We start from the raw sequence: 24,567 nt of genomic DNA on the forward strand, positions 1-24,567 counted from the left end.
TAATTTAAGGCCCGCATGCTCATTGGCATAAACACTGCCTATGGAATGCCGAGAAACCATGAAGCGCAAGAATATTCTTTTCATCATGGCCGATCAGATGGCCGCGCCGATGCTGCCGTTCTACGGGCCTTCCCCGATCAAGCTGCCCAACCTCAGCCGCCTGGCGGCACAAGGCGTGGTGTTCGACGCTGCCTATTGCAACAGCCCGTTGTGCGCACCGTCGCGCTTCACCTTGGTCAGCGGCCAGTTGCCGAGCAAGATCGGCGCCTACGACAACGCCGCCGATTTCCCCGCCGACGTGCCGACCTATGCCCACTACTTGCGCCGCCTGGGCTACCGCACCGCACTGTCGGGCAAGATGCACTTCTGCGGCCCCGACCAGTTGCACGGCTATGAGGAACGCCTGACCAGCGACATCTACCCCGCCGACTACGGCTGGGCGGTGAACTGGGATGAGCCAGACGTACGCCCTACCTGGTATCACAACATGTCCTCGGTGCTGCAAGCCGGTCCGTGTGTACGCACCAACCAGCTGGATTTCGACGAAGAGGTGGTGTTCAAGGCCCAGCAATATCTGTTCGACCACATCCGCGAGCCGGGCGACCAGCCGTTCTGCCTGACCGTGTCGATGACTCATCCCCACGACCCTTACACCATTCCCAAGCCGTTCTGGGACCTCTACGCCGACACCGAGATCCCAATGCCCGCGACGCCGCCCCAGGCCGATCTCGACCCGCATTCCCAGCGGCTGCTCAAGGTTTATGACTTGTGGGACAAACCGCTGCCTGTGGATAAAATTCGCGACGCCCGCCGCGCCTACTTCGGTGCCTGCAGCTACATCGACAGCAACGTCGGCAAGCTGCTGCAGACCCTGGAAGACACCGGCCTGGCCGACGACACCCTGATCATTTTCTCTGGCGACCACGGCGACATGCTTGGCGAGCACGGCCTCTGGTACAAAATGCACTGGTTTGAAATGGCCGCCCGCGTGCCGCTGCTGATCAGTGCGCCGGGGCAGTTCGCCGCTGGCCGCGTCGCCCAGGCCGTGTCGACCGCCGACTTGTTGCCGACCCTGGTGGAATTGGCCGGAGGCGAACTGGATCCGCACTTGCCGCTGGACGGCCGCTCGCTGGTCGCGCACTTGCAGGGGCAGGGCGGGCATGACGAAGTGTTTGGCGAATACATGGCCGAAGGCACCGTCAGCCCATTGATGATGATTCGCCGGGGCGCCTACAAATTCATCTACAGCGAGGACGATCCTTGCCTATTGTTCGATGTGCATAACGACCCGAGCGAGCAGGAAAACCTCAGCCAGTCAGCTGAACATCGGCCATTGTTCGAGGCGTTCTTGCGTGAAGCGCGGGCTAAATGGGACATCCCGGCGATCCATCAACAGGTGCTCGCCAGCCAACGCCGTCGCCGCCTGGTGTTTGAAGCGCTGACCCAAGGCAAGCTCAAGAGCTGGGATCACCAGCCACTGGTAGACGCCAGTCAGCAGTACATGCGCAACCATATCGACCTTGATGACCTGGAGCGCAAAGCACGTTTTCCACAACCCTGCCAAAACCAATAAGTAGACAGAGGGAAGGCCATGCAAAAGTTGACCGTGGTACTGAGTTTGGTGGTGCTCAGCAGCGCCCAGGTGTACGCAGACACTCGCTGCGAAACGGTAAAGATGGCCGATCCAGGCTGGAGCGATATTGCCGCCACCAACGCTATCACCAGTTTCCTGCTGACGGGCATGGGCTATCAACCCAAGGTCGACACCCTGGCGGTGCCGATTACCTTCGGCGGGCTCAAGGACGGCCAGGTGGATGTCTTCCTCGGCAACTGGATGCCGGCGCAGCAGGGCTTCTACGACAAGTTCGTGGCCAACGGCGATGTGGTGCAACTGGCGAAGAACCTGGAGGGCACCGAGTTCACCCTCGCCGTGCCGGACTATGTGTGGGACGCCGGGGTGCATGACTTTGCCGACCTGAACACATTTGCCGACAAGTTCGACAAGAAGATCTACGGCATCGGCTCCGGCGCACCAGCCAATATCTCGTTGCAGGAGATCATCAAGAAAAATGATTTCGACCTGGGGCAGTGGAAGCTGATCGAGTCCAGCGAACAGGCGATGCTCGCAGAGGTCTCGCGAGCGGTGAAGAAACAGCGTTTCATCACCTTTCTCGGCTGGACCCCGCACCCGATGAACGTGCAACTGAAAATGCGCTACCTCAAGGGCGGCGAGCAGTACTTTGGTGCCACCGGCAGCGTCTATACCTTGACTCGCAAGGGTTACGCACAAGCGTGCCCCAATGTCGGCAAACTGCTGACCAACCTGAGTTTTACCCAGGCCATGGAGAACAGCATCATGGCTGACGTGGCGAACAACAAGGTCAGCAATGCGCAGGCGGCGAAGACGTGGATCAAGGCCAACCCGGCGGTCCTGGACCAGTGGCTGGAGGGGGTGAAAACCCTGGACGGCCAGGAGGCGTTGCCGGCGGTAAAAGCCAAACTCTGACGTTAAAATCGGACGCAGAGCGTCCCGAGCAGCATTCCCACGCAGAGCGTGGGAACGATCAACTCTGACGCTTGCCGGCGACCCCGTGGGAGCTGGCTTGCCTGCGATAGCATCACCCCGGTATGCCTCTCACACCGAGGCGCCAGCATCGCAGGCAAGCCAGCTCCCACAGGTACACATGCATATTGATACTCTTGCCAAAACCCTTTATCCGAGCCTGCGATGCCCCGGCCCAACCGCCATACACTCTTGCCTTTCCTGCGCTGGCTGCCGCGCCAAACCCGCGCCAGCGTCGGCCGGGACGCGATCGTCGGCCTCAGCGGCGCTGTGCTTGCGCTGCCGCAGTCGATTGCCTACGCACTCATCGCCGGTCTCCCACCCGAATATGGGCTCTACGCAGCCATCATCCCAGTATTGATCGCCTGCCTGTGGGGCTCGTCCTGGCACCTGATCTGCGGGCCCACGGCCGCCATCTCCATCGTGCTTTACGCCAGCATCAGCCCACTGGCCGTGCCAGGCTCCCAGGACTACATCACCCTCATCCTGTTGCTGACCTTCCTCGCCGGGGTATTCCAATGGTTGCTCGGCCTGCTGCGCTTCGGCGCGTTGGTGAACTTTGTCTCCCATTCGGTGGTGCTGGGTTTCACCCTGGGTGCCGCCGTAGTGATCGCCTTGGGGCAATTGCCCAACCTGCTCGGCTTGGATTTACCGAGCCAGGCCACGGCTATCAATGGCCTGCTGGCGCTGATCGACCATCGTGGCGAGTGGGACCACGCGTCCCTGGCCCTGGGGCTGGGTACATTGCTGGCAGGTATGCTGCTCAAGTACCTCGTGCCACGTTGGCCGACATTGTTGATCGCCTTGGTGTTGGGCAGCCTGGCGGCATGGCTGTTGCCGGCGATGTTCGGGCATGTGGCACGGGTCAGTTCGTTTATTGGCAAACTGCCGCCGTTCAGCCCGTTGCCGATGGATCTGGATCTGGTGCTGCGCCTGCTGCCCAGTGCCGTGGCGGTGGGAATGCTGGGGTTGGTGACCAGCCTGTCGATTGCCCGTTCGCTGTCCGCCCGCTCGCAACAACTGCTCGACGCCAACCAGGAAGTACGCGCCCAGGGTTTATCCAACATCGTGGGCGGATTTTTTTCCGGATACCTGTCAGCCGGATCGTTCACCCGCTCGGGCCTCAGTTATGAGGCGGGTGCCTGTTCGCCATTGGCGGGGGTTTTTTCGGCCCTGTGGGTGGCGATATTCGCGTTATTTGGCGCAACGTTGATTGCGCATATTCCGATCCCGAGCATGGCGGCGAGCATCCTGCTGATCTGCTGGGGCCTGGTGGACCACCGCGGCATTCGTGCGCTGTTCCGGGTCAGCCGCGCCGAATTTGTGGTGATGAGCCTGACCTGTGTCGCCACCTTGTTGCTGGAGCTGCAAACGGCGATCTATGCCGGGGTACTGGCGTCGCTGTTTTTCTATCTCAAGCGCACCTCGCAGCCACGGGTGCAACACTGGCGCGACGGTGAAGCGGATGTGTTGCGGGTGGGCGGCTCGATCTTTTTTGGCGCCAGCCATTACCTGCAAGTGCGCCTGCAACGTCTGCAGGGTGAGCGGGTGGTGATCGAGGCGCAGCAGATCAACTTTATCGACTATTCCGGGGTGGAGATGCTGCACCAGGAGGCGCGGCGATTGGCGGGGTTGGGCCGTAGCTTGACGTTGCGTGGGGCCAGGCCGCAGGTGGTCGAGGAATTGATGAAGCTGGAGGGGCCGGATAACTGCCCCCTCCATTTCGAAGATTAAACCCGATCAACTGTGGGAGCTGGCTTGCCTGCGATAGCGGTGGATCAGCCAGCACATGGGTAACTGACCTATTGCTATCGCAGGCAAGCCAGCTCCCACATTAAGTGTGCCCACATCAGCGTGTGGGATCAGGCCAATTGCCGGCGCAGTTCGGCCAGTACGGGGCCCGAATCCGGACGCACGCCGCGCCACAGCAAGAAGGCTTCCGCCGCTTGCTCCACCAGCATGCCCAGGCCATCCATCGCCACCGCCGCGCCTTGCTCGCTCGCCCAGCGGCAGAATGCAGTGGGTTCCTTGGCGTACATCATGTCGTAGCAGAAGGTCTTGCCCGGCTCGATCAGACTGCCGGCAATCGGCGGTACATCGCCTGACAGGCTGGCCGACGTGGCATTGATGATCACGTCCACCGGCTCACGCAACCAGTCGAAACCACTGGCAGACACCGGGCCCAGGTCATCGAACAGCTCAGCCAGCCGCTCGGCCTTTTCCACGGTGCGGTTGGCGATGATCAACGACGAGGGTTGCTGCGCCAGCAACGGCTCCAGCGCACCGCGTACCGCACCACCGGCGCCCAACAACAGAATGCGTTTGCCTTGCAGGCTCAGCCCGGCGTTGACCGTCAAGTCGCGCACCAGGCCCGCGCCGTCGGTGTTGTCGCCCAACAACGTGCCGTCAGCCAGTTTGCTCAAGGTGTTCACGGCGCCGGCGCGCTGGGCACGTTCGGTCAGGGTATTGGCCAAGCGATAGGCCTCTTCCTTGAACGGCACGGTCACGTTGGCGCCACGGCCCTGTTGGAAAAACTCACGGGCACAGGCGGTGAAGTCCTCCAACGGCGCGAGCATCGTGCTGTAGTCCAGTTGCTCGCCGGTCTGGGCGGCGAACAGACGATGAATCAGCGGCGACTTGCTATGGCCGATGGGGTTGCCGAACACCACATAACGGTCCATCACACCGCCGCCTTGGGCGCGGCAACGCCGAGCCAGTCACGGTCTTGCAGGAAGTAGTCGGTGAGGCGCGCCTCTTCGCTGCCGGCTTCGGCCTTCCAGTCGTAGCTCCAGCGTACCTGAGGTGGCAGCGACATCAGGATCGACTCCGTACGCCCGCCCGATTGCAGGCCGAACAGGGTGCCACGGTCATAGACCAGGTTGAACTCAACGTAGCGGCCCCGGCGGAACTCCTGGAACTGGCGTTGTTGCTCGGTGTACGCCATGGCCTTGCGACGCTGCACAATCGGCAGATAGGCATCGATGTAGGCATCGCCGATGGCGCGGATGAAGGCGAAGCAGGTGTCAAAGCCCCACTCGTTCAAGTCATCGAAGAACAGCCCACCGATGCCACGGGGCTCGTTGCGGTGCTTGATGTGGAAGTAGGTGTCACACCAGGCCTTGTAGCGGGAGTACACGTCCGGGCCAAACGGTGCACAGGCCTGCTCGGCCACGCGGTGCCAGTGAATGCAGTCTTCTTCATTGCCGTAATACGGGGTGAGATCGAAGCCACCACCGAACCACCACACCGGTTCTTCACCTTCTTTTTCAGCGATGAAAAACCGCACATTGGCGTGGGAAGTCGGTACATGAGGGTTATGCGGATGGATCACCAGCGACACACCCAGGGCCTCAAACCCACGGCCCGCCAGTTCAGGGCGATGGGCACTGGCAGACGGGGGCAGACCGCTGCCGAACACGTGGGAAAAGTTGACACCGCCTTTTTCGATCACCGAACCGTTTTCCATCACACGGGTACGACCGCCACCGCCGGCTGGCCGGGTCCAGGCGTCTTCGATAAAGCGAGTGTCCGTCTCGAAGGTTTCCAGGGCGCTGCAAATGCGGTCTTGCAGGTCAAGCAGGTAGGCTTTAACGGCCTCGGTGCGGGTAGTCATGGCATCACCTTGAATCGGGCAAAGCTACGCGAGGCCCATGGGGCGTCGGCGGCAAATGGGCGCACAGGATACCACTGCGCCTACATGCCACTGCACTTAGGTGCGCAGCAGTTGACGAAGATCAAGCTTAGGAGTCCGATAGGGGGCTACGCAGATTCGAACCCAAGGAGAAGTGCAGATGGCCAAACGTATCCAGTTCAGCGCCCATGGCGGCCCCGAAGTACTTGAATATGTGGACTACACGCCAGCGGAGCCTGGCCCACAGCAGGTTCGGGTGCGCAACGAAGCTATCGGCCTGAACTTCATCGACACCTATTTCCGCAGTGGTCTCTACGCGCCGCCCGCCCTGCCATCGGGCCTGGGTGCGGAAGGCGCTGGCGTGGTGGACGCGGTGGGCAGTGAAGTCAGCCAATTCAAAGTTGGCGACCGCGTGGCCTACGGCAGCGGTCCGCTGGGTGCCTACAGCGAGCTGCATGTGTTGCCTGCCGCCAACCTGGTGCACCTACCGGATGAGATCAGCTTTGAACAGGCCGCCGGTGCCATGCTCAAAGGCCTGACCGTGCAATACCTGTTGCGCCAGACCTATGAGCTCAAAGGCGGTGAAACCATTTTGTTCCACGCCGCCGCCGGTGGCGTGGGTTCCCTGGCCTGCCAATGGGCCAAGGCCCTGGGCGTGAAGTTGATCGGTACGGTCAGCTCCCCGGAAAAAGCCGCTTTGGCCAAATCGCTGGGCGCCTGGGAAACCATCGACTACAGCAAGGAGGATGTCGCACAACGCGTACTGGAATTGACTGACGGCAAGAAGTGCCCGGTGGTATATGACGGCGTCGGCAAAGACACCTGGCTGACCTCGCTCGACAGCGTGTCACCGCGGGGCTTGTTGGTGAGCTTCGGCAATGCGTCGGGTGCAGTGGATGGGGTGAACCTGGGGATTCTGTCGGCGAAAGGATCGCTGTACGTGACCCGGCCTACTTTGGCGACCTACGCGAACAACCCGGCGAACTTGCAGGCGATGGCGGACGATCTGTTTTCGATGATCAAAAGTGGCAAGGTGCGCATTGATATCAACCAGCGCTACTCGCTGGCAGAGGCGGCCAAAGCGCAGACGGAGTTGTCGGGGCGGCGCACGACTGGATCGACCATCCTGCTGCCTTAAGATCGTACCCACGCTCTGCGTGGGAATGCATACCGTGACGCTCTGCGTCACAAGCGGACGCAGAGCGTCCAATGCGGCGTTCCCACGCAGAGCGTGGGAACGAGCTGCACCTCGGTCTCAGGACGGGCGCACCACATCACCCGTCACCAGGTCCCGAATCAGGCTCGGGTTCTTGCGCCCACCCAAGGCGCCGCCCAACACCAGGTCCACTTGCCCGCGAAAATACTGCTCCACGCGAATCCGCGTGCGGGCTGCCGGGCGGCCCTGTGGGTTGGCCGAGGTGGAAATCAACGGGCCGACCTCGGCGCACAAATCTCTCACCAACGGATGATCACTGACCCGCAGCGCTACGGTGTCATGCACACCCGTGACCCATTCGGGCAGCAAGTCTTGATGGGGCACCAGCCAGGTATTCGGCCCTGGCCAGGTGCTGGCCATGCGTTCGATCCATGTGTCCGGGAAATCTTCAAACAGAAAGTCGAACTGACGAATATTGTCCGCCACCAGGATCAGGCCTTTGTCGACCGAGCGGTTCTTGATCGCCAGCAGCCGATCCACTGCTTCTTCGTTCCACGGGTCGCAGCCCAGGCCCCAGACCGCTTCGGTCGGATAGGCGATCACCGCGCCTGCGCGAATTTCCCGTGCGGCTTCCAGCACACGCCACCTGTTGACCATTGTTTACTCTCCGGACTAAAGCTCTGGGCAGTTTACCGATCTTCGTTACAAAACCTAGCGCCAAAAACGTCCACTACAAAAGCCGACACCGCGCCAGCCAGCGCCCGCTTTCGCAAATCACCTGGCCCTCCAACTCCAGCTCCGTCAGGGTGGCCAGCACTTGGGACAACGGCCGGCCGCTGGCAATCGCCAAGGCTTCGCTGCTATGCGGTGCCGCGTGCAGCAGCGCCACCAGCGGATGGGTCACGGGCACCGGCGCAGCAGGGGGCAACCGCTGCCAACCGCGCAGGCCTTCAAGAATGTGCTCGATGGTTTCCACCAGCACCGCGCCATCACGGATCAGTTGATGACAGCCCTTGGCGGCGGGGTGGTGGATGGAACCCGGAATCGCGTACACCTCACGCCCTTGCTCCGCCGCCAGGCGTGCGGTGATCAGCGAGCCGCTGGACATACTGGCCTCCACCACCAGCACGCCTAACGACAACCCGCTGATAATCCGGTTGCGCCGTGGGAAATTACCGGCCTGGGGCGCGGTATCCAGCGGAAACTCGGAAACCACGGCGCTGCCTTGGGCGATCATCGCCGCAGCAAGCTTGCGATGGCGCTGTGGATAAAAATTTTCCAGGCCAGTGCCAAGCACGCCGATGGTATGGCCGCCCACGTCCAATGCCGCCTGGTGCGCTGCGCCGTCAATGCCCACCGCCAGCCCACTGGTGATGACAAAACCGGCGCTCGCCAGGCTGCGGGAAAAGGCCGCTGCCGTGTCCATACCTGGGCGAGAGGCACGCCGGCTTCCGACCATGGCCAACTGTGGTTTTTCCAGAATACCGGGGTCGCCCGCCACGAATAACAACGGCGGCGCATCGTCGATCTGCGCGAGCAACGCCGGGTACTCTGGTTGGTCCCACATCAGCAAATGCTGGGCCGGGCGCGCCAGCCAGGCCAACGCCTCACTGGCACCGTCACGGACTTTGGGGCTACGTCGGGCCTCGGCACTGACGGCGGGCAAACCGAGGGAACGCCAGGCGCTGGCGGGAGCACTCAGGGCCTTGGAAGCGCAACCAAAGGCTTCGATCAACACGTGAAAACGCTTGGGCCCCAGTTCTGGCAGCCTGTGCAAGCGTAGCCGGGCTTCCAGCTCTGCCGGGGAAATATCGCTACTGTTTATCGGATTCATATGATCATCCTTGACCGGAACAAGCTGTGGATAACTCTGTTGGTAACTTATTTAGCAGGCTATTTATTGCGCTTGTTGAGCCGTCTCGAAACGGTCTTGCACGGCCAACGACCTTGAAGCACTGAGCACCAGGGCATAGCTGAGCTTTTCGTAGGTGCGAAACACCAGCAGGGTGCCCGCTCGCTCATCCGGGAGCGGCGTGGGCGTACCGGTGAGGGCGTCTCGCACGGTGGCGCCAGCCTTGATCACCGTCAGCAGCTGGCCTTCCATCAGGCCATCGCGGCGGCCCTTGTTCAGGGTCACAGCATCGAGCACGCCAATCTGCGTGACGCCCTTGGGGATGTCGATGATGTGCCCTGTAATCAAGGGTGCGGGTTTGCAGGGTTCCAGGCTAGCCAAAGCAACGGGAGGCTCGGCGCGCAACAAACGGTCACCCGGGCGAATTTCCTGGGTCACCCGTTGCACTGCCAAGGTGGTGAGGCTGTCGGCAAGCACAAAGCGCGCAGTGCCGATGTCGTCGGCATTGATGCCGAGTAATTCCTGGGTAACGGGGTCGGTGTAGGCCTTGCCCCGCCGAAAGATCCCGTAGCTGGGCTGGGCCGGGTCCAGATGCCCGCGCGCATGCACACGCTCGTCGTTGGCACCCAGCACGCGCCCGCCTTGAGCCGCAATAATATAAGGCGCGTTGTCCAGGTCGTGGGGGGAGTCAAAAATACGGTTGTGCAGTAAAAAATGCTGAATGGCCTGTTGCGCGGCCTGATCCAGACGCTCAGTGGGTTGCACAATCAATGCCGTGGCGAACGGGGCCCACAGCAGCAAGACGAGTAGCGATTTCCTCATGGGGTGAATCTCCTTTATTATGTGCGTTCGCGTGAAATGCCATAGCCTTCGCGGCTTCCGAGCGTTTCACACCGGCCGTATGGGTCCATCCCACCGCCGATTTGTCTCTTCCTCACATGTGCAGCAATTACGCTTATGGCTATTTTGAACATCCTCGAATTTCCCGACTCGCGCCTGCGCACGATCGCCAAGCCGGTGGCCGTAGTGGACGACAAGGTTCGTCAGTTGGTCGATGACATGTTTGAAACAATGTATGAAGCCCCGGGCATCGGCCTCGCCGCTACCCAGGTCAACGTGCACCTGCGTGTCGTGGTCATGGACCTGTCGGAAGATCGCAGCGAACCTCGGGTGTACATCAACCCTGAGTTCGAACCGCTGACCGAAGAGATGGGCGAATACCAGGAAGGCTGCCTGTCGGTGCCGGAGTTCTACGAAAACGTTGAACGCCCGCTGCGCGTGAAGATCAAGGCGCTGGACCGTGACGGCAAGCCGTTTGAGCTGATTGCCGAAGGTCTGTTGGCGGTGTGCATCCAGCATGAATGCGACCACCTCAACGGCAAACTGTTTGTCGATTACCTGTCCACGCTCAAGCGGGACAGGATCAAGAAAAAGCTGGAAAAAAAGCATCGCCAGCAAGCTTGATGCCCTTCTTCCAAAGGCTTGCTGCGGCAAGCCTTTTTCTTTTGTGACTGTTTTTAACCGAGAACTCCCATGACCGAGCCATTGCGCATTGTTTTTGCCGGCACTCCTGAATTTGCCGCCGAACACCTCAAGGCGCTGCTTGCCAGCCCTTATGACATCGTCGCGGTGTACACCCAGCCGGATCGCCCGGCCGGTCGCGGGCAAAAACTGATGCCGAGCCCGGTCAAGCAATTAGCACTGGAGCACAACATTCCGGTGCTGCAACCGCCGACCCTGCGTAACGCCGACGCCCAGGCCGAACTGGCCGCGCTGAAGCCGGACCTGCTGGTGGTGGTGGCTTACGGTTTGATCCTGCCTCAGGCTGTGCTGGATATACCGCGCCTGGGTTGCATCAACAGTCATGCTTCACTGCTGCCCCGCTGGCGCGGTGCGGCGCCCATTCAACGTGCCGTTGAAGCAGGCGACAGCGAGAGCGGCGTGACCGTGATGCGCATGGAAGCCGGCCTGGATACCGGGCCGATGCTGCTCAAAGTCACCACACCGATCACCGCCCAAGACACCGGCGGCAGCCTGCACGACCGCCTCGCTGAACTGGGGCCGCCCGCCGTGATCCAGGCCATCGCCGGCCTGGCTGCCGGCACACTGGAAGGCGAGGTACAGGACGACAGCCTGGCCACCTACGCGCACAAATTGAACAAAGACGAAGCACGCATCGACTGGAGCCGCCCAGCCGTGGAGCTTGAGCGCCTGGTACGTGCCTTCAACCCGTGGCCGATCTGCCACAGCACTCTGAACGGCGAGGCTTTGAAAGTGTTGGCCGCGACCCTGGCCGATGGTGCAGGCGCTCCCGGCGAGATCATCGGCGCCAGCAAAGACGGCCTGTTGGTGGCTTGCGGTGAACAGGCGCTGTGCCTGACGCGTCTGCAATTGCCCGGCGGCAAGGCGCTGAACTTCAGTGATTTGTTCAACAGTCGTCGTGAGAAATTCGCCCTGGGCACCACGCTTGGAGTGGTCACTCAATGAACCCACGTCTGGCCGCCGCCAAGGCTCTCGCCGCCGTGCTCAACGGCAAGGCTTCGCTGAACAGTTCATTGCCCACGCAGTTGGATAAGGTTGAAGACCGCGATCGGGGGTTTACGCAGGACCTGGCCTTTGGCACCGCCCGTTGGCAGCCACGGTTGTCTGCGTTGGCCGCCAAGCTGCTGCAAAAACCGTTCAAAACGGCGGACGCGGATGTCGAGGCGCTGTTGCTGGTGGGTCTCTACCAGTTGCTCTACACCCGCGTGCCCGCCCACGCCGCCATTGGTGAAACCGTCGGCTGCGCCGACAAGCTGAAAAAACCCTGGGCCAAGGCCCTGCTCAATGCCGTGCTGCGCCGCGCCCAGCGTGAAAGCGAAACGCTGTTGGCCGAGCTGGAACATGATCCGGTGGTGCGCACCGCCCACCCGCGCTGGCTGCAAAAATCCCTGAAGGCCTTTTGGCCCGAGCAATGGGAGGCTATCTGCGCGGCCAACAACGCGCACCCGCCGATGATCCTGCGGGTCAACCGTCGCCACCACAGCCGGGATGCATACCTGCAATTACTCGCCGACGCGGCCATCAACCCCACCCCGTGCGTGTACAGCACGGACGGTATCGTGCTGGAAGCCGCCGCCGATGTGCGCAGCCTGCCGGGCTTTGCTCAAGGCTGGATCAGCGTGCAGGACGAGGCCGCGCAATTGGCTGCCGATCTGCTCGATTTGGCCCCCGGCCAGCGCGTACTCGACGCCTGCTGCGCGCCAGGCGGTAAGACGTGTCACATCCTTGAGGTTGAAAAAGACCTGGCCGGTGTGGTGGCTGTGGACCTTGAGGCCAAGCGCCTGGTGCGCGTGCGGGAAAACCTTGCACGCCTGGGCCTCAGCGCCGACCTGATCGCCGCCGACGGCCGCGACACCGCGACGTGGTGGGACGGCAAGCCATTCCAGCGCATCCTGCTGGACGCTCCTTGCTCCGCCACCGGTGTGATCCGTCGGCACCCGGACATCAAGCTGACCCGCCAGCCCGACGACATCGCCGCCCTGGCGGTGTTGCAAGGCGAACTGCTCGACGCGCTGTGGCCAACCCTGGAAGTGGGCGGCATCCTGCTTTACGCCACCTGCTCCACGCTGCCCACCGAAAATACCGAGGTCATCCAAGCCTTCCTCGCCCGCACCAGCGGCGCGCGCGAACTGGACCTCGCCACCAGCGCCGGCATCAAGCAGCCCCACGGCCGCCAACTGCTCGCGCAGGAAGGCGGGCACGATGGCTTCTACTACGCCAAACTGATCAAGATTGCCGCCGCGCGCGGCTGAATGGTTTTAAGGGAGTGACCGGATGAAAATCATCATCCTTGGAGCAGGGCAGGTGGGTGGCACGCTGGCCGAACATTTGGCCGGTGAAGCCAACGACATCACCGTGGTCGACACCGATGCCGAGCGCTTGCGCAACCTGGGCGACCGCCTGGACATTCGTACGGTGCAAGGCCGCGCGTCGTTTCCGACGGTGCTGCGCCAGGCCGGTGCCGACGATGCCGACATGCTGGTGGCTGTGACCAACAGCGACGAGACCAACATGGTCGCCTGCCAGGTCGCCCACACCCTGTTCCACACCCCGACCAAGATCGCTCGGGTGCGCGAAGCGGCTTACCTGACCCGCGCCGGGCTGTTCGACAACGACGCCATCCCGGTAGACGTCCTGATCAGCCCGGAACAGGTGGTGACCCACTACATCAAGCGCCTGATCGAAATTCCAGGTGCGCTACAGGTTATCGACTTCGCTGAAGGCAAAGCGCAACTGGTAGCCGTGAAGGCCTATTACGGCGGGCCGCTGGTTGGCCAGCAATTGCGCCAGCTGCGTGAGCACATGCCGAATGTGGAAACCCGCGTCGCCGCGATTTTCCGCCGTGACCGGCCGATCCTGCCCCAGGGCGATACGGTGATCGAGGCTGACGACGAAGTATTTTTCATCGCCGCCAAGGCGAACATTCGTGCGGTCATGAGCGAAATGCGCAGGCTCGACGAAAGCTACAAACGCATCGTCATCGCCGGCGGTGGGCAGATTGGCGAGCGTTTGGCAGAAGCCATCGAAAGCCGCTACCAGGTGAAGATCATCGAGATGAGCCCGACGCGGTGCCGGCATTTGTCCGACACCCTCGACAGCACTGTTGTACTGCAAGGCAGCGCCTCGGACCGTGACCTGCTGATGGAAGAAAACATCGCCGACGCCGATATCTTCCTGGCCCTGACCAACGATGATGAAGCCAATATCATGTCGTCCTTGCTGGCCAAGCGGCTGGGGGCGAAGAAGGTGATGACCATCATCAATAACCCGGCCTATGTCGACCTGATCCAGGGCGGCGATATCGACATTGCCATCAGCCCGCAGTTGGCGACCATTGGCACCTTGCTCGCCCACGTACGGCGTGGCGACATTGTCAGCGTGCACTCGTTGCGCCGTGGCGCAGCGGAAGCCATCGAGGCGATTGCCCACGGTGACTCCAAGTCCAGCAAAGTGATTGGCAAGGCGATCCGCGATATCGGCCTGCCGCCCGGTACCACCATTGGCGCGATCATTCGCGATGAAGAAGTGATCATTGCCCACGACGACACGGTGATCGCCACCGGAGACCACGTGATTTTGTTCCTTGTGGACAAGAAACATATCCGCGATGTGGAGAAGCTGTTCCACGTGGGGTTGAGCTTTTTCTGATTAAAAATTTGAGTGAGCCTGCCGCCGCCATCGCGGCAAGCCCGCTCCCACATGTGATCGCGTTCCAAGTGTGGGAGCGGGCTTGCCCGCGATGACGATATCGAAACCGCTATATAGCTAAAGGACGCACAGTCATGCTCGAATCCCTGGAAAAAATGCTCGCCAAGGGTGTGGATAATTCGCTGCTGCGCTTTGGCCTGGGCAAGGGTTATCTGGACCTGAAGGACAACGCAACGGCGGCCGAGCATTTGCAGCGATGCGTCGAGTTCGATCCGAAGTATTCGGCGGCGTGGAAGTTGTTGGGCAAGGCGCGGCTGGGATTGGAAGATCGCGCGGCAGCACACCTGGCATGGGAGAAGGGCATCGAAGCCGCCCAGGCCCATGGCGACAAACAGGCCGAAAAAGAAATGACGGTGTTCCTGAAGAAACTTGATCGCCAAACCTGAGGTGATCACCTGTGGGAGCTGGCTTGCCTGCGATGCAGACACCTCGGTATATCAGGCACTCCGAGGTGATGCTATCGCAGGCAAGCCAGCTCCCACATTTGATCTCCATTGGGCTGGAGGTCAGCGGTGAGTCAGTACCACCGCGCCTCACCCGGCGGGCGTTTCTTGAAGCGTTTCATGCTCCACATGTACTGGCTTGGGTAAGCACCTACATAGCGCTCAACTACCTTGCTCATCGCCGCACAGGACGTCGCGGTGTCGGTGCTGTACATGTCCTCCGGCGCCGCTTCCAGGATCACCTTGTAGCCCGAGCCGTCCGGCAGGCGCAGGGCGTGCAGGAATACGCCAACGGCCTTGTGGCCCGCGAGCATGTTCGGCACGAACTTGCTGGTAAGCGCCTGGGTGGCAAAAAACGGTACGAAGATCCCGGCGGACTCAGCCGGCTCCGGGTCGGCAGGAATGCCCACCTGGCCGCCTTTGCGCACTTCCTTGATCACGCTGAGAATGCCTTCCTTGGTGGAAGCCGCCACGCGGTTGCCCAGCTGCACGCGTTGTTTGCGCAGCAGTTCGTCCACCGCCTTGAGCTTGGGCGGGCGATAGAAAATGATCGGTTTGCACTGGCTGCAATAGAAGTGGTTCAACACTTCCCAGTTGCCCAGGTGGCTGGTGATGCCCACCACGCCTTTGCCAGAAGCCAGGGCCTCGTGCAGCACTTCCAAGCCCTCGACTTCGCGGACCAGGTCGATGGAGCGCTGCGCCGGCCAGATCCACGCGCAGGCGCTTTCGGTGAGGGACTTGCCGATGTCCATCAGGCTGCGGCCCACCAGGCGCTCGCGTTCTGCAGGGTCCATGTCCGGGAAGCATTTGGAGAGGTTGATCCGCACGGTATCGCGGGAACGGTTGGGGGTTTTCCACATGATCCAGCCGATCCCCGTGCCGACGGCTTGTACGGCGCGCCAGGGCAGCAGGGCAAACAACCGAAGAGCGCCTACCAGCAAGGCGCCTTTAAACTTTTCCACAGGTCACTCCTGATCGTGTGTGGTGCGCAAAGCCGGCATTCTAACCGGCGTTGACCAAGTCCGCGTAACGGTCGCAGTCCTGGGTGTGGTCCATGACCATGCCCGAGGCCTGCATGAAGGCGTAGCAGATGGTCGGCCCGACGAAGGTGAAGCCGGCCTTTTTCAAGGCTTTGCTCATGGCTTGGGCTTCGGGCGTGATCGCCGGGACGTCGCTGCGATCCTTGAAGTGATTGACCTTGGGTTTGCCGCCGACAAACGACCACAGCAACCCCACGGGATCTTCCAGCGCCAGCCAGGCCGCGGCGTTGCGCCGGGTAGCGTTGAGCTTCAAGCGATTGCGCACGATACCCGGGTCCTGCATCAGCACCTCGATTTCGTCATCGCTCAATTGCGCCAGACGCTGCGCGTCAAAGCCGAACAACACCTTTCGATAATGCTCGCGTTTGCGTAAAACGGTGATCCAGGACAGGCCTGCCTGGAACCCTTCGAGCAAAAGCAACTCGAACAAACCCTGCGCATCGCGCAGCGGCGTTCCCCACTCTTGATCGTGATAAGCCATGTACAGCGGATCTTCAGAACACCAAAAGCAGCGTGGCATAAGGCTCCAGGGAGTGGTGGCGGGGCCGAATCGGGTATACTCCCGCTCTTTAAATCGCAGCCCAAGTAACAGGTGAATTTCGTGAGCCAGCCTACGCCAGCCGTGCGTACCTTCCAAGACTTGATCCTCGCCCTCCAGCAATACTGGGCCGAGCAAGGTTGTGTGGTACTTCAGCCCTACGATATGGAAGTAGGCGCCGGCACTTTCCACACCGCTACATTCCTGCGGGCCATCGGCCCGGAAACCTGGAACGCCGCTTATGTGCAGCCCAGTCGCCGCCCGACTGACGGCCGCTACGGCGAAAACCCGAACCGTCTGCAGCACTACTACCAGTTCCAGGTGGTATTGAAGCCCAACCCGGACAACTTCCAGGAGCTGTACCTGGGCTCGCTGAAACATGTCGGCCTGGACCCACTGGTGCACGACATTCGTTTCGTCGAAGACAACTGGGAGTCGCCAACCCTGGGCGCCTGGGGCCTGGGCTGGGAAGTCTGGCTCAATGGCATGGAAGTGACGCAGTTCACTTACTTCCAGCAAGCCGGCGGCATCGAGTGCTACCCGGTCACCGGCGAAATCACCTATGGCCTTGAGCGCCTGGCCATGTACCTGCAAGGCGTGGACTCGGTCTACGACCTGGTATGGGCTGACGGCCCGTTCGGCAAGGTGACTTACGGCGATGTGTTCCACCAGAACGAGGTGGAGCAGTCCACCTACAACTTCGAACACGCCAACGTCGACAAACTGTTCGAACTGTTCGACTTCTATGAAAGCGAAGCCAAGCGTCTGATCGAACTCGACCAGCCGCTGCCGTTGCCAAGCTATGAAATGGTGTTGAAGGCCTCCCATACCTTCAACCTGCTGGACGCCCGCCGTGCCATTTCGGTTACTGCGCGCCAGCAATACATCCTGCGTGTGCGCACCCTGGCGCGTTCCGTCGCCCAAGCCTACCTGCTGGCTCGCGCCAAGCTGGGCTTCCCGATGGCAACCCCGGATTTGCGTGATGAAGTGTTGGCTAAGCTGGAGGCTGCACAATGAGTGCTCAAGATTTCCTGGTTGAACTGGGCACCGAAGAGCTGCCACCCAAGGCCCTCAATACCCTGGCCGATGCATTCCTGGCCGGTATCGAAAAAGGCCTGCAGACCGCTGGCCTGAAGTTTCAAGCCAAGAAGGTCTACGCCGCGCCGCGCCGCCTGGCTGTGCTGCTGACCGCGCTGGAAACCCAGCAGCCGGATCGCAGCATCAACCTGGACGGCCCACCGCGCCAGGCGGCTTTCGACGCCGAAGGCAACCCGACCCAGGCGGCCCTTGGCTTTGCCAAGAAGTGTGGCGTGGAGCTGAGCGAGATCGACCAGAGCGGCCCGAAACTGCGTTTCAGCCAGGTCATCACCGGCAAGCCAACCGCCAGCCTGTTGCCGACCATCGTTGAAGATTCCCTGAACGACCTGCCTATCCCCAAGCGCATGCGCTGGGGTGCGCGCAAGGAAGAGTTCGTGCGCCCAACCCAATGGCTGGTGATGCTGCTCGGTGACCAGGTCATCGATTGCACCATCCTCGCCCAGAAGGCCGGTCGTGACTCCCGTGGTCACCGCTTCCATCATCCAGAAAGCGTGCGCATCACTTCGCCGGCCAACTACCTCAACGACCTGCGCGCTGCTTACGTGCTGGCCGACGCCAATGAGCGTCGCGAGCTGATCAGCAAGCGCACCGAAGAGCTGGCCCGTCTGCAGGAAGGCACCGCCATCGTGCCGCCAAGCCTGCTCGACGAAGTGACCGCCCTGGTGGAATGGCCGGTGCCGCTGGTGTGCTCGTTCGAAGAGCGTTTCCTCGACGTGCCGCAAGAAGCCTTGATCACCACCATGCAGGACAACCAGAAGTACTTCTGCCTGCTGGACGTGGACGGTAAGTTGTTGCCGCGTTTTATCACCGTGGCCAACATCGAAAGCAAAGACCCACAGCAGATCATCGCCGGTAACGAAAAAGTCGTGCGCCCGCGCCTGACCGACGCCGAGTTCTTCTTCAAGCAAGACAAGAAGCAGAAGCTGGAAGACTTCAACCTGCGCCTGCAAAACGTGGTGTTCCAGGAAAAACTCGGCAGCGTCTACGACAAGGCCGTGCGTGTTTCCAAGCTGGCGGCCTACATTGCCCCACGTATTGGCGGCGATGCCGCGTGGGCAGCGCGTGCTGGCTTGCTGTCCAAGTGCGACCTGGCCACCGAGATGGTCGGCGAGTTCCCAGAGATGCAAGGCGTGGCCGGTTACTACTACGCCCTCAACGACGGCGAGCCGGATGATGTCGCCCTGGCCCTGAACGAGCAGTACATGCCGCGCGGTGCCGGTGCAGAACTGCCGAGCACCCTGACCGGTGCGGCCGTGGCCATTGCCGACAAGCTGGACACCCTCGTGGGTATCTTCGGTATCGGCATGCTGCCCACCGGCAGCAAAGACCCGTATGCCCTGCGCCGTGCGGCCTTGGGCGTGCTGCGTATCCTGATCGACAAAAAGCTGGACCTCGACCTGACCCAGGCCGTGGTATTTGCCGTCGGCCAGTTCGGCACCAAGGTCAAGCAAGCCGGCCTGGCCGAGCAAGTGCTGGAGTTTGTGTTCGATCGCCTGCGTGCGCGTTATGAAGACGAAGGCGTGGACGTTTCCGTCTACCTGTCGGTACGTGCCCTGCAACCGGGCTCGGCACTGGACTTCGACCAGCGTGTACAAGCCGTGCAAGCGTTCCGCAAGCTGCCGGAAGCCGATGCCCTGGCCGCCGTGAACAAGCGCGTGTCGAACCTGTTGAGCAAGGCCGACAACCTCGGCACTGCCGAAGTCGACCCGGGCCTGTTTGCCGATGCCAAGGAGTTCTCGCTGAACTCAGCCATCGCCAAGGCCGAGAACGCCGTGAAGCCGCTGATCGCTGAGCGTAACTACGCTGAAGCGTTGGCGCGCCTGGCGTCCTTGCGTGAGCCGGTGGATGCGTTCTTCGAAGCGGTGATGATCAATGCCGATGATGCTGGCGTGCGCAAAAACCGCTACGCCATGCTGGCGCGCCTGCGTGGCTTGTTCATCAATATCGCCGACATCTCCGTACTGGGCTGATCATATTGAAACTGCTGATTCTCGATCGGGACGGGGTGATCAACTACGACTCCGACGCTTACATCAAGTCGGTGGAGGAGTGGATCCCGCTGCCCGGTTCGATCGAGGCCATCGCGCAGTTGAGCAAAGCCGGCTGGACGGTGGCCATCGCCACCAACCAGTCCGGCATCGCCCGCGGTTACTACGACATCGCGACCCTGGAGGCCATGCACGCGCGTTTGCGCGCGTTAGTGGCAGAGCAGGGCGGCGAGGTGGGGCTGGTGGTCTACTGCCCCCACGGGCCGGACGAAGGCTGCGATTGCCGCAAGCCCAAGCCTGGCATGTTGAAAATTATTGCAGAACATTACAAGGTGCCCTTGGCTGGGATATGGTTCGTCGGGGACAGCCTCGGTGACCTGGAGGCGGCCAAAGCCGTCGACTCTCAGCCAGTTTTGGTTAAAACCGGAAAAGGCGAAAAGACCCAGGCTAAAAACCTGCCGGTAGGCACCTTGATTTTTGACGATCTGGCGGCCGTTGCCGCAGAACTTATCAACAACTAGCCGCCCTCGACTTCCTGACCAAGGACTGTTCGGGAGTGCGCTTTTAGCAGGCGGGCCGTGTCCCGCAACGGTAAATGCCGCCATGTCGATCTTGCAGGCCATCAGAACCTTTTTCTTTTACCTGCTGCTGGGCACCAGTTCGTTTCTCTGGTGCACCCTGAGCTTTTTTATTGCACCGTTCCTTCCCTTCAAGGCGCGCTATCGCTTTATCAACGTCTACTGGTGCCGCTGCGCGTTGTGGCTGAGCAAGGTGTTCCTGAATATTCGTTTCGAGGTCAAGGGCGCTGAAAACGTTCCTGATCAACCGTGCGTGATTCTCTCGAACCATCAGAGCACCTGGGAGACGTTCTTCCTCTCGGCGTATTTCTCGCCGTTGAGCCAGGTGCTCAAGCGCGAGCTTCTGTATGTGCCATTCTTCGGCTGGGCCATGGCCATGTTGCGTCCGATCGCCATCGACCGGGACAACCCCAAGGCTGCGCTCAAGCATGTCGCGAAGAAGGGCGATGAGTTGCTCAAGGACGGCGTCTGGGTGCTGATCTTTCCCGAGGGCACGCGGGTGCCCTACGGCACCGTGGGTAAGTTCTCACGGGGTGGTACCGCCCTGGCGGTCAACGCCAACCTGCCTGTGCTGCCAATTGCGCATAACGCCGGCAAGTTCTGGCCCAAGACTGGCTGGGCTAAACGCCCAGGCACTATCACCGTAGTGATCGGCGAACCGATGTACGCAGAAGGCGAAGGACCACGTGCCATCGCCGCCCTGAACGACCGCGCTGCGGCGTGGAATGAGGCGCAGCAACGGGCCATGGGCTCCCTGCCTCCGGAACCGGTGGTGGTGGAGACGCCGGCCGTTTGAGCATCTGTGGATAACCTGTGTACGCTTTGTTGGCGAATTGGCTTTTTTGCTTCATAACAAGCTGATTTACTTACATATTTCTGAAGCTCATAAAATTCAGAAAAACGTGCATAAGTTTTTTCTTCATAAAAAAACCGGTCCTTGTGACCGGTTTTTTATGCACAGCAGAAAAGCCGCTTTTTCAGTCCTCCAATAACGGCAGCAGCAGGATAAACGTCGAGCCCTTGCCCAGCTCACTTTCACACACGATGCGCCCACCGTGCCGCTCCAACACTGCTTTAACCATGGTCAGCCCCAGTCCAAGCCCCTCACTGCCTTGAGCCGAATCGAAACGTCGGTATTGGTTAAACAACTCCGGCAGATCCTCAGGCGCAATCCCCGGTCCCTGGTCGCTTATCCTGCATTCCAACCAACCTTGCGCACTGCCATGCCTCAACCTGACGGTGGTACCGGATGGGGAGTATTTGATCGCGTTCTCCAGCACATTGAACAACGCCCGGGTGAGCAGCGATTGGTCGGCGTAGACCATGGCCTCGTCCGCCTCATCCAGGTCGTGAACCAAATGGATGCCCTTCAACTGCGCAATCACCGCCACTTGATCAAAGGCGTCCATCACCAGCATGGCAAACAGGGTGGGCTGGAACTGGTAACCGTCCGCTTCAGCCTTGGCCAATTGCACAAAGGATTCAGTCAGGCTCAAGGCCCGCCGCACCTGCTGTTCGATCTGGGTAAACACCGGGGACTCCCCGTTGTGCACGTCCAACAGGGCAAGGATCGCTGAGTGCGGTGCACGCAGGTCGTGGGAAAGGAAACGCAGCATCGTCTCGCGGTGCTGCTGGGCTTCACGCTCCTTGCTCAGGTCCGTGAGGCTCAACAACCAGCCGAGGGCGAAATCCCCTTCGGCAGGCAGCAAAGGGGCTAGCTCCATGCGCAAACTGCGTTGGTGGATATCGCGAAACTCGACCAGTTCCAGTGCCGATAGGGCAGGGCGTACACCATTGTGCAGCGGGGGATAGCCTAGATCGGCGAGCTGTTCGACGAGGTTTTCGCCGACCAGGTCATTGCCGAATACTTCACGGGCCACGCGGTTGGCCAACAGGATGCTGCCCTGAGGGTCGGTGATCAGCGTTGCTACCGGCAGGCACTCCAGCCCGTCAGCCATAAAGCGCCGCGTATCGCGTGTACGACTGACGGCTTGTTCAAGGGCAAAGATCCGCCCTTGCAGCACATCGCCCTTACTGGCGGGCGCGCGACGACGTTCCGGAAGCACCTTGGGTTCGTTATCCAGACGTGCCAGTTCCCAGCCAAAGTAGGCGAGAATTACGCTCAGACGTCGCCAATTCCAGATCAGGTAACTCAGCAACAAACCGATCAGGCATGCTGCGGGGCTCCACCAGTGGCCCAGGCGCAATAAGCCCCATGAGCCCAGCAAAGCCACGGCCATGCACGCCAAGGTCATCCACAGGGCGTAACGGGGGCGCACAAGCAGAAGGCCCAGCAGCAGGGCCACCAGGGACGTTGCTAGCAACGCCGCGAACCAGCCGGGCAGATCGACGATGCTGCGACCCTGCAATAAACCATTCAGTACTTCAGCCTGGATCTCAACCCCCGCAGTGGTGCCCACGGTGGAAGAGAGCGGCGTCACGAAACGATCGGCCATGCCATAGGCTGAGGCGCCGATCAGAACCAGGCGACCCCGCAGCGACTCGGGAGCTACCTCGCCGCGTAGTACGCTGACGTAGGACAGACTGGGAAAATGGTCTGGTTCCGAAGTGAACGGCACACGAATCTCATGTTCCTGATGCCAGTGCCCTCCAGTAGGCTCTTGTGGCAGGCCCGGCATCGTCTCGGCATGCTCGCTCATGGCGAACGCCAGCCACGCCAACTGAGGAAGCGTGCTCCCCGGCGGGCCTTCACGTAGATACACGCTGCGCACCACACCGTCGTTGTCCGCTTCGACGTTGATGTGACCGACACCCTTGGCGCACTTGAGCAGTGGCGACAACGGCGCTATGGGAGCCTTGGGGCTGACGCTGCTGTCTCCGGCGATGGGCAGCAATACATTGCCGGCTTTGCATACGGCATCGGCCAGGCGCTGCTCGTCATTACTGTGGTCGGTCTCACTGAAGATCACATCCAACAAAATGCCCGCCGGCTGTGCGGCGTTCACGCGTTCAATCAGCTCGGCATGTACGCTGCGCGGCCAGGGCCATGGGCCAAGTGCTTCCAGGCTGGGTGCGTCGATGGTCACCAGGACGATGCGTGGATCTACCGGCAAGGGCGTGAGGCGGCGCAGGCTGTCATAGAGCGGATTATTGAGCGCTAAGCCAGCGCTCAAGGATAAGTAGGCCGTAAAGGGCAGGAGTACCAAACCGATCAGCAGCCATTCACGAACCAACCCATGGAACAAAAGCTGGGCCTGGGTAGGTTGGCGTTTCTCGGTTTTGCGCCAGAGCTTCACAGGGCTAGCGCCATGAGGGGGCCAAGGCATTGATGGTCGTTAAGTAAAGATGTCATAAGCCCAGGATCCCTCTCCATGGGGTTGCGATGAAGTGCATGCGGTGTTCTGAAACCAGTGAAGCTTATTTCGGTCTCATTGGAGGACTTCCCACGACCGCGCAATGAACGATACCGCACATTGGAGCGGGCATAACGCCCCGGCGAGGCGATCACACCGACGCTTTTACGGAACGACAGGAGCCGGTATCTTCTTTGAGGATCGTAGTGGATTGAGTTTACGGCGCTTTCAGCGTATCGAGAGATCCAGGCACTGTAGAATCCGTCCATAATTATTCAGATTCATAGGCCGGCATTTGTACAGCATGTGCCCCCCATTCAAGCTCTCGTATTTTTGTAGGAAGGACCCCGCCCATGCGTGTCGCAATACTGGATGACGAACCCGCAGAGTTGCGACGGGTGGAACAGACACTGCGACAGATTCCCGGTCCGGCTGAACAGCCCTGGTCCCTGCATTTTTTTGAACGTGGCGAAGACCTGCTACGCCAGCTACGCCGGGAAACCTTTGACCTGCTGATCCTCGACTGGCAACTGCCGGATATCTCCGGGATCGCGTTATTGCGCTGGACCCGCGAGCACATGGAGTCGCCTCCCGCCGTTATCATGCTCACCAGTCGCGATGCCGAAAGCGATATCGTGACGGCGTTGAACAGCGGGGCGGATGATTATGTCAGCAAGCCGTTTCGGCCCAACGAACTCAAAGCCCGAGTCAGCGCCGTGCTGCGGCGCCACGGTTTGCAAAAGTCGGCTACCCAGGAAGTGCAGAGCTTTAACGATCTGACGTTCGACGATGCCGAACTGACCGTCACCCGAGCGGGCAAGCCCATTAACCTGACAGAACGGGAATACCGTTTGGCAAGTTGTCTATTTGCCAACCTGGCCCGACCGTTGTCTCGCGAGTACCTGTATGAGCGGTTCTGGAGCCACGAAGAAATGGTGTCGTCGCGGCCGTTGGACACGCATATCTACCGCCTGCGCAACAAGCTAGGGCTGACCGCGGATCGCGGTTGGCAGCTGTTGACGATCTATGGGTACGGGTATCGGTTGGAGAGTGTGACACCCGCTGTGGAAAGTTAAACAGCCTGATGTTCCACGTGGAGCATTTAAAAAATGCGCG

Annotated in this window: 22 protein-coding genes; 14 read left to right on the forward strand and 8 right to left on the reverse strand. The window is 60.9% G+C overall.

Translation table 11 applies throughout. From position 1 onward, the window contains the following. Positions 1-58: 58 nt before the first annotated feature. The 3 genes from betC (at position 59) to JMV15_RS23090 (ending at position 4,297) form a co-directional block, all read left to right on the forward strand. Positions 59-1,573 (forward strand): choline-sulfatase, encoded by a 1,515-nt coding sequence (gene betC / locus JMV15_RS23080; protein ID WP_038448340.1) that lies wholly within the window; start codon positions 59-61, stop codon positions 1,571-1,573. 18 nt (positions 1,574-1,591) lie between these two features. Further along, positions 1,592-2,506, forward strand: coding sequence for a choline ABC transporter substrate-binding protein (gene choX / locus JMV15_RS23085; RefSeq protein WP_014716297.1), 915 nt, complete (start codon positions 1,592-1,594; stop codon positions 2,504-2,506). Between the two features lie 222 nt (positions 2,507-2,728). Then, positions 2,729-4,297 (forward strand): SulP family inorganic anion transporter, encoded by a 1,569-nt coding sequence (locus JMV15_RS23090; protein ID WP_038448338.1) that lies wholly within the window; start codon positions 2,729-2,731, stop codon positions 4,295-4,297. Positions 4,298-4,425: 128 nt separating this feature from the next. On the opposite strand, the gene aroE is transcribed toward JMV15_RS23090, so the two are convergent. Beyond that, positions 4,426-5,244, reverse strand: coding sequence for a shikimate dehydrogenase (aroE, locus tag JMV15_RS23095; protein ID WP_014716295.1), 819 nt, complete (start codon positions 5,242-5,244; stop codon positions 4,426-4,428). Then, complete coding sequence (hemF, locus tag JMV15_RS23100) at positions 5,244-6,176, reverse strand: oxygen-dependent coproporphyrinogen oxidase (protein WP_014716294.1); 933 nt, start codon at positions 6,174-6,176, stop codon at positions 5,244-5,246. Before hemF ends, aroE begins: the two co-directional genes overlap by 1 nt. Positions 6,177-6,354: 178 nt before the next feature. On the opposite strand from hemF, the gene JMV15_RS23105 reads away from it, so the two are divergent. Further along, positions 6,355-7,332 carry a quinone oxidoreductase family protein gene (locus JMV15_RS23105; RefSeq protein ID WP_014716293.1) on the forward strand — a complete coding sequence of 326 codons (978 nt, stop codon included), beginning with the start codon at positions 6,355-6,357 and terminating at the stop codon, positions 7,330-7,332. A 117-nt stretch (positions 7,333-7,449) separates the two neighbouring features. Here JMV15_RS23105 and JMV15_RS23110 read toward each other — a convergent pair whose 3' ends face one another. The 3 genes from JMV15_RS23110 to JMV15_RS23120 form a co-directional block, all read right to left on the reverse strand. After that, on the reverse strand, positions 7,450-8,007 hold the full coding sequence (locus JMV15_RS23110) for an L-threonylcarbamoyladenylate synthase (RefSeq protein ID WP_014716292.1): 558 nt from the start codon (positions 8,005-8,007) through the stop codon (positions 7,450-7,452). Positions 8,008-8,080: 73 nt separating this feature from the next. After that, positions 8,081-9,184, reverse strand: a complete 1,104-nt coding sequence (gene dprA, locus JMV15_RS23115) for a DNA-processing protein DprA (protein ID WP_014716291.1) — start codon at positions 9,182-9,184, stop codon at positions 8,081-8,083. 63 nt (positions 9,185-9,247) lie between these two features. Beyond that, the gene (locus JMV15_RS23120; RefSeq protein WP_014716290.1) at positions 9,248-10,024 is read right to left on the reverse strand and encodes a hypothetical protein; all 777 of its coding nucleotides are present in this window, start codon (positions 10,022-10,024) and stop codon (positions 9,248-9,250) included. 135 nt (positions 10,025-10,159) lie between these two features. Between JMV15_RS23120 and def the strand changes: the two genes are divergently transcribed. The 5 genes from def (at position 10,160) to JMV15_RS23145 (ending at position 14,838) form a co-directional block, all read left to right on the forward strand. After that, the gene (gene def, locus JMV15_RS23125) at positions 10,160-10,666 is read left to right on the forward strand and encodes a peptide deformylase (protein ID WP_003187273.1); all 507 of its coding nucleotides are present in this window, start codon (positions 10,160-10,162) and stop codon (positions 10,664-10,666) included. A 69-nt stretch (positions 10,667-10,735) separates the two neighbouring features. Continuing rightward, entirely contained in the window at positions 10,736-11,689 is a 954-nt protein-coding gene (gene fmt, locus JMV15_RS23130; RefSeq protein WP_014716289.1) for a methionyl-tRNA formyltransferase, read from the forward strand. Beyond that, positions 11,686-12,996 (forward strand): 16S rRNA (cytosine(967)-C(5))-methyltransferase RsmB, encoded by a 1,311-nt coding sequence (gene rsmB / locus JMV15_RS23135; RefSeq protein WP_201491928.1) that lies wholly within the window; start codon positions 11,686-11,688, stop codon positions 12,994-12,996. Before fmt ends, rsmB begins: the two co-directional genes overlap by 4 nt. Positions 12,997-13,018: 22 nt before the next feature. Further along, entirely contained in the window at positions 13,019-14,392 is a 1,374-nt protein-coding gene (gene trkA / locus JMV15_RS23140) for a Trk system potassium transporter TrkA (RefSeq protein WP_014716287.1), read from the forward strand. 134 nt (positions 14,393-14,526) lie between these two features. After that, the gene (locus tag JMV15_RS23145) at positions 14,527-14,838 is read left to right on the forward strand and encodes a tetratricopeptide repeat protein (protein WP_014716286.1); all 312 of its coding nucleotides are present in this window, start codon (positions 14,527-14,529) and stop codon (positions 14,836-14,838) included. A gap of 131 nt (positions 14,839-14,969) precedes the next feature. Here the strand turns inward: JMV15_RS23145 and JMV15_RS23150 are convergent, their stop codons facing one another. Together JMV15_RS23150 and JMV15_RS23155 are read right to left on the reverse strand one after the other, a co-directional pair. Beyond that, positions 14,970-15,857, reverse strand: a complete 888-nt coding sequence (locus JMV15_RS23150; RefSeq protein ID WP_014716285.1) for a lysophospholipid acyltransferase — start codon at positions 15,855-15,857, stop codon at positions 14,970-14,972. 40 nt (positions 15,858-15,897) lie between these two features. Beyond that, the gene (locus JMV15_RS23155; RefSeq protein WP_014716284.1) at positions 15,898-16,455 is read right to left on the reverse strand and encodes a DNA-3-methyladenine glycosylase I; all 558 of its coding nucleotides are present in this window, start codon (positions 16,453-16,455) and stop codon (positions 15,898-15,900) included. Positions 16,456-16,536: 81 nt separating this feature from the next. On the opposite strand from JMV15_RS23155, the gene glyQ reads away from it, so the two are divergent. The 4 genes from glyQ to JMV15_RS23175 all read left to right on the forward strand — a co-directional run bounded on the left by glyQ (position 16,537) and on the right by JMV15_RS23175 (position 20,933). Then, positions 16,537-17,490 carry a glycine--tRNA ligase subunit alpha gene (glyQ, locus tag JMV15_RS23160; protein ID WP_003187265.1) on the forward strand — a complete coding sequence of 318 codons (954 nt, stop codon included), beginning with the start codon at positions 16,537-16,539 and terminating at the stop codon, positions 17,488-17,490. After that, the gene (glyS, locus tag JMV15_RS23165) at positions 17,487-19,541 is read left to right on the forward strand and encodes a glycine--tRNA ligase subunit beta (RefSeq protein WP_014716283.1); all 2,055 of its coding nucleotides are present in this window, start codon (positions 17,487-17,489) and stop codon (positions 19,539-19,541) included. Before glyQ ends, glyS begins: the two co-directional genes overlap by 4 nt. After that, positions 19,541-20,080 carry a D-glycero-beta-D-manno-heptose 1,7-bisphosphate 7-phosphatase gene (gene gmhB / locus JMV15_RS23170; RefSeq protein ID WP_166406527.1) on the forward strand — a complete coding sequence of 180 codons (540 nt, stop codon included), beginning with the start codon at positions 19,541-19,543 and terminating at the stop codon, positions 20,078-20,080. Before glyS ends, gmhB begins: the two co-directional genes overlap by 1 nt. Positions 20,081-20,162: 82 nt before the next feature. Continuing rightward, the gene (locus JMV15_RS23175; protein WP_003187258.1) at positions 20,163-20,933 is read left to right on the forward strand and encodes a lysophospholipid acyltransferase family protein; all 771 of its coding nucleotides are present in this window, start codon (positions 20,163-20,165) and stop codon (positions 20,931-20,933) included. Positions 20,934-21,114: 181 nt separating this feature from the next. Here JMV15_RS23175 and JMV15_RS23180 read toward each other — a convergent pair whose 3' ends face one another. Continuing rightward, a complete protein-coding gene (locus JMV15_RS23180) occupies positions 21,115-23,394 on the reverse strand; it encodes a CHASE2 domain-containing protein (RefSeq protein ID WP_038448329.1) in 2,280 nt (759 codons plus the stop codon). Between the two features lie 410 nt (positions 23,395-23,804). Here JMV15_RS23180 and JMV15_RS23185 point away from each other — a divergent pair, with 410 nt between their 5' ends. After that, positions 23,805-24,527 carry a response regulator transcription factor gene (locus tag JMV15_RS23185; RefSeq protein WP_014716281.1) on the forward strand — a complete coding sequence of 241 codons (723 nt, stop codon included), beginning with the start codon at positions 23,805-23,807 and terminating at the stop codon, positions 24,525-24,527. Positions 24,528-24,567 lie beyond the last annotated feature (40 nt).

Source organism: Pseudomonas paracarnis (assembly GCF_904063055.1).
GTDB lineage: Bacteria > Pseudomonadota > Gammaproteobacteria > Pseudomonadales > Pseudomonadaceae > Aquipseudomonas > Aquipseudomonas paracarnis.